Source organism: Promicromonospora sp. NPDC057138, assembly GCF_042670845.1.
Lineage (GTDB): Bacteria > Actinomycetota > Actinomycetes > Actinomycetales > Cellulomonadaceae > Promicromonospora.
Genome location: NZ_JBHUUX010000100.1, coordinates 1 through 13,525, shown reverse-complemented (window position 1 = coordinate 13,525; position 13,525 = coordinate 1). Strand labels below are relative to the sequence as shown.

General features: G+C 70.9%; 16 protein-coding genes. 8 read left to right on the top strand and 8 right to left on the bottom strand.

All coding sequences use genetic code 11. The features are described from left to right. Nucleotides 1-272 precede the first annotated feature (272 nt). Nucleotides 273-1,106: an HAD family hydrolase gene (locus ACFT2C_RS27840; RefSeq protein ID WP_377210346.1), complete on the top strand. Its 834-nt coding sequence runs from the start codon at nucleotides 273-275 to the stop codon at nucleotides 1,104-1,106. Between the two features lie 12 nt (nucleotides 1,107-1,118). On the opposite strand, the gene ACFT2C_RS27835 is transcribed toward ACFT2C_RS27840, so the two are convergent. The 4 genes from ACFT2C_RS27835 to ACFT2C_RS27820 all read right to left on the bottom strand — a co-directional run bounded on the left by ACFT2C_RS27835 (nucleotide 1,119) and on the right by ACFT2C_RS27820 (nucleotide 4,001). Further along, nucleotides 1,119-1,565, bottom strand: a complete 447-nt coding sequence (locus ACFT2C_RS27835; RefSeq protein WP_377210345.1) for a roadblock/LC7 domain-containing protein — start codon at nucleotides 1,563-1,565, stop codon at nucleotides 1,119-1,121. Nucleotides 1,566-1,604: 39 nt separating this feature from the next. Then, nucleotides 1,605-2,420, bottom strand: a complete 816-nt coding sequence (locus tag ACFT2C_RS27830; protein ID WP_377210344.1) for an oxidoreductase — start codon at nucleotides 2,418-2,420, stop codon at nucleotides 1,605-1,607. Nucleotides 2,421-2,533: 113 nt separating this feature from the next. Beyond that, on the bottom strand, nucleotides 2,534-3,103 hold the full coding sequence (locus ACFT2C_RS27825; protein ID WP_377210343.1) for a TetR/AcrR family transcriptional regulator: 570 nt from the start codon (nucleotides 3,101-3,103) through the stop codon (nucleotides 2,534-2,536). A gap of 112 nt (nucleotides 3,104-3,215) precedes the next feature. After that, complete coding sequence (locus ACFT2C_RS27820) at nucleotides 3,216-4,001, bottom strand: C40 family peptidase (RefSeq protein WP_377210342.1); 786 nt, start codon at nucleotides 3,999-4,001, stop codon at nucleotides 3,216-3,218. A gap of 233 nt (nucleotides 4,002-4,234) precedes the next feature. Between ACFT2C_RS27820 and ACFT2C_RS27815 the strand changes: the two genes are divergently transcribed. After that, nucleotides 4,235-4,897 (top strand): histidine phosphatase family protein, encoded by a 663-nt coding sequence (locus ACFT2C_RS27815; RefSeq protein WP_377210341.1) that lies wholly within the window; start codon nucleotides 4,235-4,237, stop codon nucleotides 4,895-4,897. Between the two features lie 51 nt (nucleotides 4,898-4,948). Continuing rightward, nucleotides 4,949-5,695, top strand: coding sequence for a class I SAM-dependent methyltransferase (locus ACFT2C_RS27810; RefSeq protein ID WP_377210340.1), 747 nt, complete (start codon nucleotides 4,949-4,951; stop codon nucleotides 5,693-5,695). 19 nt (nucleotides 5,696-5,714) lie between these two features. On the opposite strand, the gene ACFT2C_RS27805 is transcribed toward ACFT2C_RS27810, so the two are convergent. Then, nucleotides 5,715-6,461, bottom strand: a complete 747-nt coding sequence (locus tag ACFT2C_RS27805) for a MerR family transcriptional regulator (RefSeq protein WP_377210339.1) — start codon at nucleotides 6,459-6,461, stop codon at nucleotides 5,715-5,717. 149 nt (nucleotides 6,462-6,610) lie between these two features. Between ACFT2C_RS27805 and ACFT2C_RS27800 the strand changes: the two genes are divergently transcribed. Next, nucleotides 6,611-6,853 carry a pyridoxamine 5'-phosphate oxidase family protein gene (locus ACFT2C_RS27800; protein WP_377210347.1) on the top strand — a complete coding sequence of 81 codons (243 nt, stop codon included), beginning with the start codon at nucleotides 6,611-6,613 and terminating at the stop codon, nucleotides 6,851-6,853. A 27-nt stretch (nucleotides 6,854-6,880) separates the two neighbouring features. Here the strand turns inward: ACFT2C_RS27800 and ACFT2C_RS27795 are convergent, their stop codons facing one another. Continuing rightward, the gene (locus ACFT2C_RS27795; protein ID WP_377210338.1) at nucleotides 6,881-8,977 is read right to left on the bottom strand and encodes a HelD family protein; all 2,097 of its coding nucleotides are present in this window, start codon (nucleotides 8,975-8,977) and stop codon (nucleotides 6,881-6,883) included. Nucleotides 8,978-9,175: 198 nt separating this feature from the next. On the opposite strand from ACFT2C_RS27795, the gene ACFT2C_RS27790 reads away from it, so the two are divergent. After that, nucleotides 9,176-9,532: a DUF3467 domain-containing protein gene (locus ACFT2C_RS27790; protein WP_377210337.1), complete on the top strand. Its 357-nt coding sequence runs from the start codon at nucleotides 9,176-9,178 to the stop codon at nucleotides 9,530-9,532. A 267-nt stretch (nucleotides 9,533-9,799) separates the two neighbouring features. Further along, nucleotides 9,800-10,165 (top strand): STAS domain-containing protein, encoded by a 366-nt coding sequence (locus ACFT2C_RS27785; RefSeq protein WP_377210336.1) that lies wholly within the window; start codon nucleotides 9,800-9,802, stop codon nucleotides 10,163-10,165. A 51-nt stretch (nucleotides 10,166-10,216) separates the two neighbouring features. On the opposite strand, the gene ppgK is transcribed toward ACFT2C_RS27785, so the two are convergent. Beyond that, nucleotides 10,217-10,963, bottom strand: a complete 747-nt coding sequence (gene ppgK, locus ACFT2C_RS27780; RefSeq protein WP_377210335.1) for a polyphosphate--glucose phosphotransferase — start codon at nucleotides 10,961-10,963, stop codon at nucleotides 10,217-10,219. A gap of 14 nt (nucleotides 10,964-10,977) precedes the next feature. Between ppgK and ACFT2C_RS27775 the strand changes: the two genes are divergently transcribed. Continuing rightward, the gene (locus ACFT2C_RS27775; RefSeq protein ID WP_377210334.1) at nucleotides 10,978-11,163 is read left to right on the top strand and encodes an SPOR domain-containing protein; all 186 of its coding nucleotides are present in this window, start codon (nucleotides 10,978-10,980) and stop codon (nucleotides 11,161-11,163) included. A 28-nt stretch (nucleotides 11,164-11,191) separates the two neighbouring features. Here the strand turns inward: ACFT2C_RS27775 and panB are convergent, their stop codons facing one another. After that, the gene (gene panB, locus ACFT2C_RS27770; protein WP_377210333.1) at nucleotides 11,192-12,022 is read right to left on the bottom strand and encodes a 3-methyl-2-oxobutanoate hydroxymethyltransferase; all 831 of its coding nucleotides are present in this window, start codon (nucleotides 12,020-12,022) and stop codon (nucleotides 11,192-11,194) included. Nucleotides 12,023-12,126: 104 nt separating this feature from the next. Between panB and ACFT2C_RS27765 the strand changes: the two genes are divergently transcribed. Further along, complete coding sequence (locus ACFT2C_RS27765; RefSeq protein WP_377210332.1) at nucleotides 12,127-13,461, top strand: glutamine synthetase family protein; 1,335 nt, start codon at nucleotides 12,127-12,129, stop codon at nucleotides 13,459-13,461. The last annotated feature ends 64 nt before the right edge of the window (nucleotides 13,462-13,525 follow it).

The following is a 13,525-nucleotide window of genomic DNA, read 5'->3' as shown; positions in this document are numbered from 1 at the left end:
GCCCCGGGGTTCGGCTCTTTGCTCGGTGGTGCCATCGCCCCCGGGCCCCGGGTGCGCGGCGACGCGCGCGCAGCCAGTGCTCCAGCGGCTGCGTCTGTGGTTCCCGATGCGCCGGCGATACGCACCACTTCGCCGTCCGACATCTTGAAGTGTCCCCAGATGACCACGAAATGCGGTGACAACGTCCCGTCCCTCGGGGTGAGAGTGGTGAGGTCCGACGACGAGAGCACCCGGCGCCGGGCACCCCCATGACCTGTCCACCGGAGAAGACCGTGACTCTGAAGACCATGCCGACGTCGCACAGACCGGCGCTCACCCCGGCAGCGCGCCTGGTGGCGCTCGACGTCGACGGCACGCTCGCCCAGGCCGGGTTCATCCCGGACATCACCGTGGCCGCGGTGCAGGCAGTTCTCGCCAAGGCGCACCACGTGGTCCTCGCCACGGGGCGGTCCCTGGTCGGGGTGGCACCGATCATCAGGCGGCTGGGGCTGCGCCGAGGCCGGGTGATCTGCTCCAACGGCGCCGTGACGGCCTGGATCAACGGCTCTCGCCTGGTCATCGAGGACGCGGTGCGGTTCGACGCCGGTCCCGCGCTGCAGCGGGCCAGCGACGCGGACCCGGACGCGCTGCTCGCCACGGAGGTGCTGGGCAAGGGTTACCGCGTCAGCGGCAGGTTTCCCGACGGGTTGCTCAACGGCCGGCAGTACGTCGTCGAGCACGAGCGCGACCTGTGGGAGACGCCGACGACCCGCGCCGTCGTGCACGCGCCCGACGTCACCGCGATAGCGCGCGAGCTGCGCTGGTTCGACGTGACGACCACGCCCGGATCGGTCGCCGGGCCGGACGACTGGATCGACCTGACGGCGCCGAACGTCTCGAAGGCGACTGCCCTGGAGGCCGTTCGACGCCGCGTGCGGGTCGCGCAGGAGCACACGATCGCCGTCGGCGACGGGCACAACGACGTGCCGATGTTCGAATGGGCCGCCCGTGCCGTGGCGATGGGGCACGCCCCGGCCGAGGTCCGGAAGGCAGCCGGCGAGGTCTGCGGCAGCATCACCGAGCACGGCGCGGCCGACGTCCTGCGCTCGGTCGCGGCCGTCCGGTGAGCGTCGCCGGCGTCAGACCGCGGCGGCCCGGGACTGTCCGTCGACCGGGAGGCTGCCCCGCATCTCGGTGATGAGCTGCGGCGTGAGCGTGGCCTCGGTGCGGGACACGAGCAGGGCCATCTCGTAGCCGATGAGACCGATGTCGCAGGTGGCCTCGGCGATGACGCCGAGCACGGACCCGTTCGAGACGTTCATCAGGAACAGGAACCCGTTGTCCATCTCGAGGATCGTCTGCCGGACGTTGCCGCCGTTGACCTGACGCGAACCCGCGCGCGTGAGGCTCGCCATGCCCGAGACGATCGCCGCGAGCTGGTCGCCGCTGGTGCGGTCGAGCTGGTCGGACATCGCCATGAGCAGGCCGTCCGCCGACACGACGAGCGTGTGCCGGCTGCCGGGAACGGTGCGCACGAAGTTGTCGAGCAGCCACCCGAAATTCGTTGCTTCGGTGCTGAAGGTCATTCTTTGCTCCTCTGTTGCCTGCTTGCCCCGCGGTCGGGCTCAGCGGGGTAGCTGGTGGTACTTGCGGATCTGGGCATAGAACATCCGTGGGGGAACGACCCGGCGGAGCGTGCTGATGCGTCCGGCCAGCGGACCGGCGGTGTACCGCAGCTTCGGGTCGGCATCTGTCGCCGCCGCCACTATCGCCTGCGCGACGGTTGCGGGCGCGTCGCCGTCGCGCACCGACGCCGCGATCACCTGCTCGGCGATGCGGCGCTGCTTGTCATAGGCCTGGAGCGGGGAGTCGGGCCGCGTGCTGTTCGCGTCGAACTTGGTGCTGGTCGCACCGGGCTCGACGAGGAGGACCCGTACGCCGTGCTCCCTGACCTCGTGGTCCACCGACTCGGAGTAACCCTCGACCGCGTGCTTGGACGCGGCGTAGGCGGCCAGGTACGGCGCAGGCACGAGGCCGAAGATCGACGAGAGGTTGATGATGCGGCCGCTGCCCCGGGACCGCATGTGCGGCAGGACCGCCTGGGTCATACGGATGACGCCGAAGACGTTGACGTCGAAGACACCCTGCACCTGCGCGACGGAGTTCTCCTCGGCCGCGCCCGTCAGGCCGCCGCCGGCGTTGTTCACGAGGACGTCGATCCGGCCGAACCGGTCGATCACCTGCTCGACCGCCGTGGTGACCGCCGCGTCACCGGCGACGTCGAGGTCGACGAAGGTCACCCCGTCCAGCGGGCTGACCCGCGAGGTGTCGCGGCTCGTGCCCACCACGTCGAAACCGGCTCCGAGCAGCGCGAGCGCGGCCGCCTTCCCGATGCCGGACGACGCACCTGTCACGAGTGCCACCGGCCGAGCTGTTGTCATCTGGAGCCCCCGCGTGCAAAGAGAAACCGATCGGTTTCGGCACACGGTAAACTGATCGGTTTCCGGAAGCAAGCCTGGCTGCCGCGCGGGCGGGCGCGGCTGGCCGGCGGGACTCAGGGCAGGCCCGCGGCGTCGAGGAGGGTGCCCACGGTAGGGGTGACGAGTCCCGTCAGGTCGTCGGCCCCGATCCCCGCGCGTGCGCTGGCGCCGTCGAAGACCAGGATGAGCTGCCGGGCCAGCAGATCGGGGTCGCCGGCACCGCCCTGTTCGGCCTCGGCGCGGAAGAATCCCGCCAGGTCCTCCTTGACCTGGCGCGCCACGCGGCTCGCGGGGTGGCTCGGGTCCTTGAGCTCGATCTGGACCGCCAGGTACCGGCAGCCCTGGTACTCGGGCACGGCCGCCTGCGCCTCGACCTGCTCGAAGACGTGCAGGATCCGCCGGCGGTGCGAGCTGCCGTCGTCTGCCGTGGGCAGGAGCCATGCCGTGTAGGCGGCGGCGCCCCGCTCCAGGCTCGCCGCCAGCAGCTCGCCCTTGCTCTCGAAGAGCTGGTACATGGAGCGCTTGGAGACTCCCGCTGCTTGGCACAGTGCCTCGATGCCGACGCCGACACCCCGCTGGTAGGCGAGGGTGGCCGCCGCGTCCAGCAGGCGCTCTCGAGGGCTGGGCTTCACCTCGGTGGTCATGCGGCGAGTCTAGGCGGATCCGACCGCGGCTGAGACCGATCGGTGTGCGGATCGGTGGGGCGCCTGGCGGGGGGCTGGTGAGGGGCGTGGCCTGCCCCTCACCGGGGGTGGTTCAGCCCACGCGGATGAACGTCGGGCCCGACTGCCAGATGCTGGTGTAGCGGACGCTCTTGCCCGGCACCGGGGCCTCGATCTGCATGCCGTCGCCCGCGTAGATCGCGATGTGCCCGGGGGTCCAGATCAGGTCGCCCGGCAGCGCATCGGCCCAGGACACGACGGTCCCGGCGTAGCGCTGCGAGGACGACGTCCGCGGAAGGTCGATCCCGACCTGGGCGAAGACGTAGGACGTGAACCCGGAGCAGTCGAACCCGGCGGGGGTCGTGCCGCCCCACACGTACGGGACGCCGAGGTAGCGCATCGCTACCGAGATCACCGACGCCCGGCGCTGCGCTGCGGCCTCCTCGGCGGCCTCGGCGGCACGCTCCGCCTGGTACTCCTCGTTCTCGGCGGCGGAGACGACGGAGACCGCTGAACTCTCGACCTTCAGCTCCGCCGTCGGAGCGACGGCGACGACGCCCGCCGCGGCGACCGTCTGGCGGGCCTGGGCGGTCAGGGCGTTGAGGTCGGCCGTGTTCAGCGTGCCCTGGACGGGCGAGCCGGCCAGCGTGGTGCCGAGCTCAGTGGCCGTCGCCGCCTGGGCAGGCGGGGCGATCAGGGACAACAGCACGCCGGAACCTGCCGCCGCGATCACGGCGCCGCGCCCGGCAACCATGCCGGCCTGCCCGGTAGTGACTCGGGCGAGGTCGGTCAGGACGGGGCGGTGCGCCGCCCGGTGACGACCACGTACCCGCGAGGGTGCGGTCAGGCTGGGCGCGGTCAGGCTGGACTGGGGATCCATGGAGGCTGAGGCCTTTCAGATCGAAGGGCACGGTGGGGTGCCGCGGTCTGCGAGCGCGAGAGGCATGGCCGTCAGGACGCCCGCGAAACCGCGCCGGAGACCGGCGAAGGGGGAGCGAAGGCGACATGTCGGGCTCATGGTGAGGCTTAGAGTAACGGAACGGACACGGTGTTGGGGACCACCCAACGGAATTGGTACCGGGCGACGGCGAACGGTCGGCGAGAATGCTCCTTATGAGACTTCTGCTCCTGCGCCACGGACAGACACCCTCCAACGTGCACGGGCTGCTCGACACGGCGAGCCCGGGCCCCGGGCTGACGACGCTCGGCGAGCGCCAGGCCGCCGCCGTCCCGCACGCGCTGCGCGAGCGCCAGGTCGACGCGATAGCGGTCTCGCCGCTGGTACGGACGTCGCTCACGGCCGCGCCGCTGGCCCGGGCGCGCGGCATCCAGCCGCTCACGGTGGACGGTCTGCAGGAGATCGAGGCGGGTGACCTGGAGATGGCCGGTGCCCACGAGGCGCACCGGAGCTATCTCGGCACGGTCTTCGCCTGGGCGCGGGGCGACGTCGCTCGCGCCATGCCCGGCGGTCCGGACGGCCGGGCGTTCCTCGGGCGCTACGACGAGGCGGTGGCGAAGATCGCCGCGCGGGAGTGGGGCAGCGTCGTCGTGGTCTCTCATGGCGCCGCGATCCGGACGTGGGTGTCGGCGCGCGTGTCGGGCGTGGACGTCGACCTGGTCGAGCGGACGGCGCTGGCCAACACCGGCCTGGTGGAGATCGAGGGCGACCCCGTCGGCGGCTGGCGCCTGGTCGCCTGGGGCGCCGACCCGGTCGGCGGGCCGGAGCTGGACGCGCCCGCCGCCGACGACCCGACCGGGGAGCCGGTCGAGGACTGACGCGCTGAAAAATCTCTTTCCTGCTGGCGGCGGCACTGAGAGGGTGACGGGATGGACGTCACAGGGGACGAGACCCGGGCCGCGTGGGCCGTCGCATCGCGCAAGTACGAGGACGAGTACGCCGAGCACCTGACAGAGGCCCGGACCGTCGAGCTGCTGCCCGAGGAGGTGGCGACTCTGGGCGACCTCGTGGTCGGCGCCGACGTGGTGCATCCGATGAGCGGCCACGGTCTGGACGACATCGCGCTGGCGCGCCTGGGCGCGCGCTCAGTGCACGGGCTGGACTACAGCGAGGCGGCTCTGTCGAGCGCGCAGCGCCGGGCCGACGAGCTGGGGATGCCCTGCCGCTACACGCGGGCGGTCATGCCCGAGAGCGGGCTGGACGACGCCAGCGCCGACCTCGTCTACACCGGCAAGGGCGCGCTCATCTGGCTCCCTGACCTGCCGGCGTTCTTCGCCGAGGTGCACCGTCTGCTCCGGGCGGGCGGCTGGTTCTACGTCTACGAGGCGCATCCGCTGGTGCCGCTGTGGGCCTGGGACCCGGACGAGATCCGAGTCCGTCCTGATCGCAGCTACTTCGCGCGCTCGCACGTCAACGACTCGTTCCCGGCCAACGGTGCCGTGGAACGTCAGCACACGCTCTCGGAGATCGTCATGGCCTGCCAGCGAGCGGGCTTCGAGATCGAGCACCTCGACGAGTACCCCGAACCGTTCTGGCGCCCCGGGTACCTGAACGCGGCCGCCGCGTGGGACGGCCGCCTCCCCAACTCGTTCAGCCTGCTCGCGCGCCGGGCCTGACGGCGCGTCACGGCGCTCGTCAGTCGCCGACGTCCGGTCGTTCGTCGGTCTTGCCCTTGATGATCAGGTCGGCGCGGTACAGCACGTCGAGCTGAGCGGGGTTGTAGAGCTCACGGAGCGACTCGACCATCGTGCTCTCCAGGATTGCCGCGCCCTTCGGCGAACGCGACGCGGGGTCGTTGAGCCACGGGTAGGCGGCCTGCTGCCGCTCGATGATTGGGGCGAGATACTCGGCAAGACGCTGGCGCGTCGCCATGTCCGCGTCAGCGGGGAGTGCGTCGAGCTCCTCGTCCGCGTCCGTGCGCGGGGTCTCCTGCAGCATCTGGCGGAGGTCGCTCATCGCCGACTCGTCGTAGACCTGCTGGTAGATCATGATCAGCGACCGGTTCGGCTCCGACAGGACGTCCGCGACCGAGCTGAAGCCGGGCGGCAGGTCGGCGGGAGCGCGGTGGCGCAGGATCAGGGCGAGCTCCGACCGGGCGCGCTGCAGCCGTTCGATGGTCACCTCGAGCTCGGCGTCGAGCACGCGCAATGCCTCGGCGGGGTCCTCGTCGGCACGGCCGAGCGACTCGATCTGCGCGAGCGGCACGCCGAGATCGCGCAGCCGCCGGATCTGCAGGAGCCGCAGGAGGTGTGGCACCCCGTACTGCTTGTACCCGTTCGACCTGCGCTCCGGCTCCTCGAGCAGGCCCGCCTCGTGGTAGTGCCGCACGGTGTTGATGGTGGTGCCCGCGAGTTCCGCGATCTGCCGGGTGCTCCACGCCACGGTCTGCTCCGCTCCTCTGGTCTGATCGGCCTGTCGGCCGGCACGCCGCCGCCGACGTCGTCCAGTGGAAACTATGTCCTTGGCACACGGTCAAGCGCTCGTTCACCAACCCTCAGCGTGGTTGGGTCAGTGGCGAGGGATAGAAAGGACTGAGCCGCAAGTTCCGCAACGTCCTGGCCAACGACCAGGTCGCCCTCGTCGTCGACGACCTCGTCTCGCGGGACCCGTGGACGGTGCGGGGCATCGAGATCCGGGGTACCGCCGTCGCCCTGGAAGACGTCGACCCGCCGGTCCCGTACATGGGCCGCGAGGTCATCCGCATCACGCCCACCTGGGTCGTGAGCTGGGGCGTCGACCCGGAGAACCCGGGCCGCCAGAGCCGTCGCTCCTGAGGAATCCCGCTCGGCGCCGGTCCGCGGCTAGCTCTTGCCGGCCTCGGCCAGGTTCTCGTCCAGGTGCTCGATGCCCAGCTCCGGGGGCAGGTCGCCGTCGTGCTGCACGACGAGGGACGTGACCGCCCGGGTCAGGCAGACGTAGAGGCGGCGCAGGCCCGTGGCGTGGTTCGGCTCGGCCGCGACGATCGCGGCGGGGTCGTGCAGCACCACGTGGTCGAACTCCAGGCCCTTCGCCAGCGAGGCGGGAACCAGGTCCAGGTGCGCGTCGAACTCGGAGCCGTCGTCCGCATCGGCTTCCGGTCCGGGCAGGACGTCGTCCTGCTCGCCCACGACCGCGAACGAGAGCCCGACGGCGGCGAGCGTCGTGCGGACGTGGGGCACGGCGGCGTCGGGCACGATCAGGCCTACCGATCCCTCCAGGCCGGTGACGCCCGCGAGGACGTCGTCGAGCGGCGTGGCGGTGAGGGTGAGCCGGCCGCGGGCGCGCCGGACGGCGGTCGGGGGCTCCAGGCCCGGCGCGATGCTGGGCAGGAGCCGGGCGGCGAGGTCGATCACGTCGGCGGGCACGCGGAAGCCGGCGGTGAGCTGCTCCACGTGCCCGTCGGGCTTGGCCAGGTGGCCCAGCACGTCCGACCAGTCGGAGGATGCCCAGGGCGTCGTGGCCTGCGCGAGGTCCCCGAGCACGGTGAGCGAGCCCGTCGCGGCGCGCCGCCCGAGGGCGCGCAGCATCATCGCCGACAGGTCCTGCGCCTCGTCGACGACGATGTGCGCCACCGACGCCGACCGGTCCAGCAGGTCGGCGATCTCGTCGAGCAGCACGAGGTCCGCAGTCGCCCAGCGTGCGGAGCCGGGCGTGCGGGGCGGGCGGTCCCACACGAGGAGGAGCTGTTCGGCGTCGGACAGGATCCCCTCGGCGCACTCGGCGAGGAACCGCGCGTCGGAGAACAGCCGGAAGAGCAGCCTGCGCGGCTCGACCGCCGGCCACACCGCTGCCGCGTAGTCGCGGACGGGCTTCGTCCGGGCCAGGACGTCCCACGCCTTGTCGTCGAGCGCGTCGCCGGTCTCCTCGATCTGGACGAGCACGCGGTGCGCCAGGGCGTGCCGGAGCTGCGCCGCGCCCAGCGCGTACCGCACGTCGCGCGCCCGGATCTGCTCGACTGCCTCGCGGGCCTCGTACGCCGGCACCCGCCAGCGGAAGGAGCCGCGCGGCAGGACCAGCGTGTCCTGCGGGGTGCCGATGTGCGACCAGACGGCGCGCCGCAGCACGGCCGCCATCCGGCCGTCGCCCTTGAGGGTCGCGACGTCGGCCGCCTCGGTGGCGCGCACCGGGGCGTGCTCGCCCACGATCTCCTCGATGGTCGCCTGCCTGGCGTGGATCTCGCCGAGGGCGGGCAGCACGTCACGGATGTACCGCAGGAAGCTCTTGTTCGGCCCGACGACGAGCACGCCGCGGCGGGTGAGCTGCTCGCGGTGCGCGTACAAGAGGTACGCCGCGCGGTGCAGGCCGACCGCCGTCTTCCCGGTGCCGGGCGCGCCCTGCACGACGAGGGTGCGTTCGAGCGGCATGCGGACTATGACGTCCTGCTCGGGCTGGATCGTCGCGACGATGTCGCGCATCGGGCCGGTGCGCGGGCGCTCGATCTCGGCCTCGAGGATCTCCGAGTGCGCGGTGGCGCCGGCTGTGCCGTCGGCGCCGTCGGCGCGGGTCAGGGGCTCGTCCTCGAACCCGGTCAGGTGGCCGCGGGCGAACCCGTAGCGCCGTCGGGCGGTGATGCCCATCGGCTCCTTCGGCGTCGCCCGGTAGAACGGGGTGCTCACCGGGGCGCGCCAGTCCACGACCATCGGCTCGCCGTCCGGGTCCGAGACGTGGCGCCGTCCGATGTGGAAGGTCTCGGCGTTCTCCGCGACGTCGATGCGGCCGAAGAAGAGCGGGATCTCGGGGTCGTCGGTGAGCTGCTCCATCCGGCGCGCGAGCGTGGCCTCCAGCACGTCCGCGCTGACCGGGTCGCCGGCGTAGCGTCCGTCCAGCGCGGCGACCCGCTCCCGCATCCGGCCGAGCTGGGACCGTGCCTCGGCGAGAAACTCCCGTTCCTGGATGAGCTCGGGCACGTCGGCAGGCATGGGGACCCTCCAGGAGTCTGCGCGGGGTTGTTCGTGGGGACGAACGCGCGAGCCTAGTGCCGCAGGCGCCACCGGGCAGCATCTTTTCGCCACAGAGCGTCGCCCGGGACACATATGTCCTCGGAGTCCGTTTCCACTGTCGCGCCAACCGACCCCACGGTACGGTCGGGGAACCGCCCGGCCACCCGAGGAGCCCCAGTGTCGTCCGACGAGCTGCCCCAGGAGTTCCAGATCGACGTACCCGACGAGATGGAGACCGGCGTGCCCGCCGACTTCGCGTCCGTCTGGCACACACCGACGTCGTTCATCCTGGACTTCATCGCCGTGAAGCAGCCGCCGAGCCCGGTCTCGGACCCGGAGTCGGGTGAAGTCACCTCGATTACCGTGCCAGGCCGTGTGGTCTCGCGCGTACGCATTCCTCCGCAGCAGGTGTTCGAGCTCGCGAAGGCGCTCACCATGCAGCTCGACGCATGGGAGAAGGAAAGCGCACCGAGCGTTCGCAATCCTCGCGCCTCAGAAGGGCCTGATGGCCCGAATCGATCGTCGGAGAATTGAATCTTGTGAATCTTTTTCTTGGACGGTCGTCCAACATGGCGCCCATTTGTCCGATCTGCCGGGGGGAAATGTTCCGGTTCGACGGAGAAAAGGTGAGTTATACCAGTCCTGAGGGGGAAATGTAACCCACGGTGGATGTTCCACTTGCGATCTTCACGGATGTAGGCTGCCCGTGATCGCGACGAAGGCGTTGCAATCTCCCAGAGTTGCCCGGGGGGTCGGGCGACCCGTTCCGGCGGCCATGTCGGGGAGCAATGAACAGGGGCGATGCAAGTGAGCAACACGGAATTCGATAACAGGGGGCGCACGGGCGGGATCATGTTCGAAGAACAGTCCCGCACGAGTGTCGTGAGCATGTGGGGAGAGATCGACGTCTCCCTGCGCGGTGAGTCGAGTGCTGCGATCGCCAACGCCCTCGAGAGGGCCAAGTCCGTGGTGATCGACACCTCGAGGGTGACGTTCATGGACTCGACCGGTGTCGCGTTCCTCATGCAGATGTACACCTACGGCACGCAGGACGGGCTGACCGTCAGCCTCCCGGAGCCGCCGCCGGTGGTCCGGAGCGTCATCGAGATGCTCGGGGTCGACGCGCTGTTCGCGCAGTCCGCCCAGCCCGCCGTCCGCGAGGCCTGACCGGGTCTCGCCGTCGACCCCGCCCGGCGGCCCGAAGGCCGACGTGGCTGGTCAGCGCCCTGCGGCCAGCGCCGCGGCGCCCACGATGCCAGCCGCGTTCCGCAGCTTGGCCGGGACGATCGGCGCACGCAGGTGCAGGCTCGGCAGGTACTTCTCGTGATGCTTGCTCACACCGCCGCCCACGACGATGAGGTCGGGCGACAGCAGGTCCTCGACCACGCCGAAGTAGCGCTGCAGGCGCTCCGCCCACTCGTCCCAGGACAGGTCCTCACGCTCGCGCGCGGAGTCCGCGGCGCGGGACTCGGCGTCGTGCCCGTCGATCTCCAGGTGCCCCAGCTCGGTGTTCGGCACCAGGACGCCGTCGACGATCAGGGCCGAGCCGATGCCCGTGCCCAGCGTCGCGACGAGCACCACGCCCTCGGCGTCGCGCGCGGCGCCGTACCGGACCTCGCCCACGCCGGCCGCGTCGGCGTCGTTCACCGCGACGACGTGGCGACCGGTCACGCGCTGCACCAGCGCCGGCAGGTCCACGCCGGTCCACGACTGGTCGAGGTTCGCCATGAAGCGGACCACGCCGTGCTGCAACGGGGCGGGGAACGCGACGCCGATCGGCACGTCGTCCGGCAGGTGATAGGTGTCCACGAGCTTGGCCAGCACGTCTGCCACAGCCTGCGGGGTGGACGGTTGCGGGGTCGGGATGCGGGTCCGCTTGTCCGCGTACTCGCCCGCGACGAGATCGACGGGCGCACCCTTGATCCCCGAACCTCCGATGTCGATGCCGAACGCCAGGTCACTCATGTCAGGATCGTCTCATGACCACTGAGGAGCAGTACTGGTACAACACCGAGACGGGCGAGGTCGAGGAGGGGCACCGTTCCTCCTGGACGCACCTGATGGGCCCGTACAGCACCCGCGCCCAGGCGCAGCAGGCGCTGGCGAGCGCGAAGGCGCGCAACGAGTCCTGGGAGAAGGACGACGAGGACTGGCGCAAGAAGTAGCCCGCGCCGCCGTCCGGCAGGAGCGCGGCTACTTGTCGAACGAGTGCTCCTCGTCCGGGAACGACGAGTCCTTGACCTCGGAGACGTAGTCCTCCGCGGCCTGCTGCAGCGCCGACCCGAGCTCGGCGTAGCGCCGGGCGAAGCGCGGCGACCAGCCGGTCATGCCCGCCATGTCCGTCCACACCAGGACCTGGCCGTCGCAGTGCGGCCCGGCGCCGATGCCGATGGTCGGGATGCGCACGATCTCGGTGATCCGCGCGGCGACGCCCGTGGGCACCATCTCCAGGACGACGGCGACGGCGCCCGCCTCCTCGACGGCCTGCGCGTCCGCGGCCAGGTTCTCGACGGCGGCGTCGCCGCGGCCCTGGACGCGCGGCCCGCCCAGCAAGTTCTCCGACTGCGGCGTATAGCCCAGGTGCGCGACGACGGGGATGCCTGCGTTGGTCAGCGCCCGGATCTGCGGCGCGGAGCGGATGCCGCCCTCGAGCTTGACGGCGTCGGCGCCGGTCTCCTTGAAGATCCGCACCGCCGTCTCCAGCGCCTGCTGCGGGCCGGCCTCGTAGGAGCCGAACGGCAGGTCGATCACGACGAAGGCGCGCTTCGTGGCCCGCGCGACGGCGCGGGCGGCCGGGATCATGTCGTCGACCGTCACGGGGATCGTGGTGGCGTGGCCGTGCATGACGTTCCCGATGGAGTCGCCCACGAGCAGGATGTCGATGCCCGCCGCGTCGAAGATCGCGGCGGTCACCGCGTCGTACGCGGTGAGCATGGCGAGCTTCTCACCCCGGGCCTTCGCCTCCGCCAGGTGGTGCACACGGACCCGCTTGGGACCCGGAGTGGGTGAGGTGTGGGCGGACATGGTCCTCCTGTGGTTCGGGCGGCATCGGTGCCGCAGGAAAGCCTACGACCGGTAGTCCATGCCCGGTACACGCGCCTGTAACAGGTTTAGTGCAAGATGGGCCCATGGACAGGCAGCAGGAGTTCGTGCTCCGCACGGTCGAGGAGCGCGACATCCGCTTCATCCGGCTTTGGTTCACCGATGTGCTCGGCGTGCTGAAGTCGGTAGCTGTGGCACCCGCCGAGCTCGAGTCGGCGTTCAGCGAGGGCATCGGCTTCGACGGCAGCGCCATCGAGGGGCTCACCCGGGTCTTCGAGGCGGACATGGTCGCCAAGCCGGACCCGACCACCTTCCAGGTGCTCCCGTGGCGCGGCGAGCGGCACGGTACGGGCCGCATGTTCTGCGACATCCTGACGCCGGACGGCGAGCCCTCGCTGGCGGACTCGCGCAACGTGCTCAAGCGCACCCTCGCCAAGGCGAGCGACCGCGGGTTCACCTTCTACACGCACCCCGAGGTCGAGTTCTACCTGTTCAACCAGCTCACCAAGGCCGACCCGAAGCTGGAGCCGGTCGACCAGGGCGGGTACTTCGACCACCTGGCCCGGGGGTCGACGCACGACTTCCGCCGCGCCGCGATCACGATGCTGGAGTCGATGGGCATCTCGGTGGAGTTCTCCCACCACGAGGCCGGCCCGGGGCAGAACGAGATCGACCTGCGCTACGCCGACGCGCTGACCACCGCGGACAACCTCATGACGTTCCGCACGGTGGTCAAGGAGGTGGCGCTGGAGCAGGGCGTGTTCGCGTCGTTCATGCCCAAGCCGCTGGCCGACCAGCCCGGTTCCGGCATGCACACGCACGTGTCGCTGTTCGAGGACGACCGCAACGCGTTCTACGAGCCCGGCGCCCAGTTCGAGCTGTCCAAGACGGCGCGGCAGTTCATCGCGGGCCTCATGGTGCACGCGGGCGAGATCACCGCCGTGACCAACCAGTACGTCAACAGCTACAAGCGGCTCTGGGGCGGGCAGGAGGCCCCGAGCTACGTGAGCTGGGGCCACAACAACCGGTCCGCGCTGGTCCGCGTGCCGATGTACAAGCCGGGCAAGGGCAACTCGGCGCGCATCGAGTACCGCGCGCTGGACTCGGCGGCGAACCCGTACCTGGCCTTCGCCGTTCTGCTGGCCGCCGGGCTCAAGGGCATCGAGGAGGGCTACGACCTCCTGGACCACACCGAGGACGACGTCTGGGAGCTCACCCCGGCCGAGCGCCGCGCCCTGGGCATCGCCCCGCTGCCGCGCGACCTCGACGAGGCCATCCAGTTCATGGAGAAGTCCGAGCTCGTGGCCGAGACCCTCGGCGAGCACGTCTTCGACTACTTCCTGCGCAACAAGCGCGAGGAGTGGGAGACGTACAGCGCCCAGGTCACCCCGTTCGAGCTGAAGCGCTTCCTCCAGCTCTGACCGTCGCGCCGAAGTAGAGCGCGTGTCCGAGTCTCCCTGGTTGCACCAGGAGGACTCGGACACG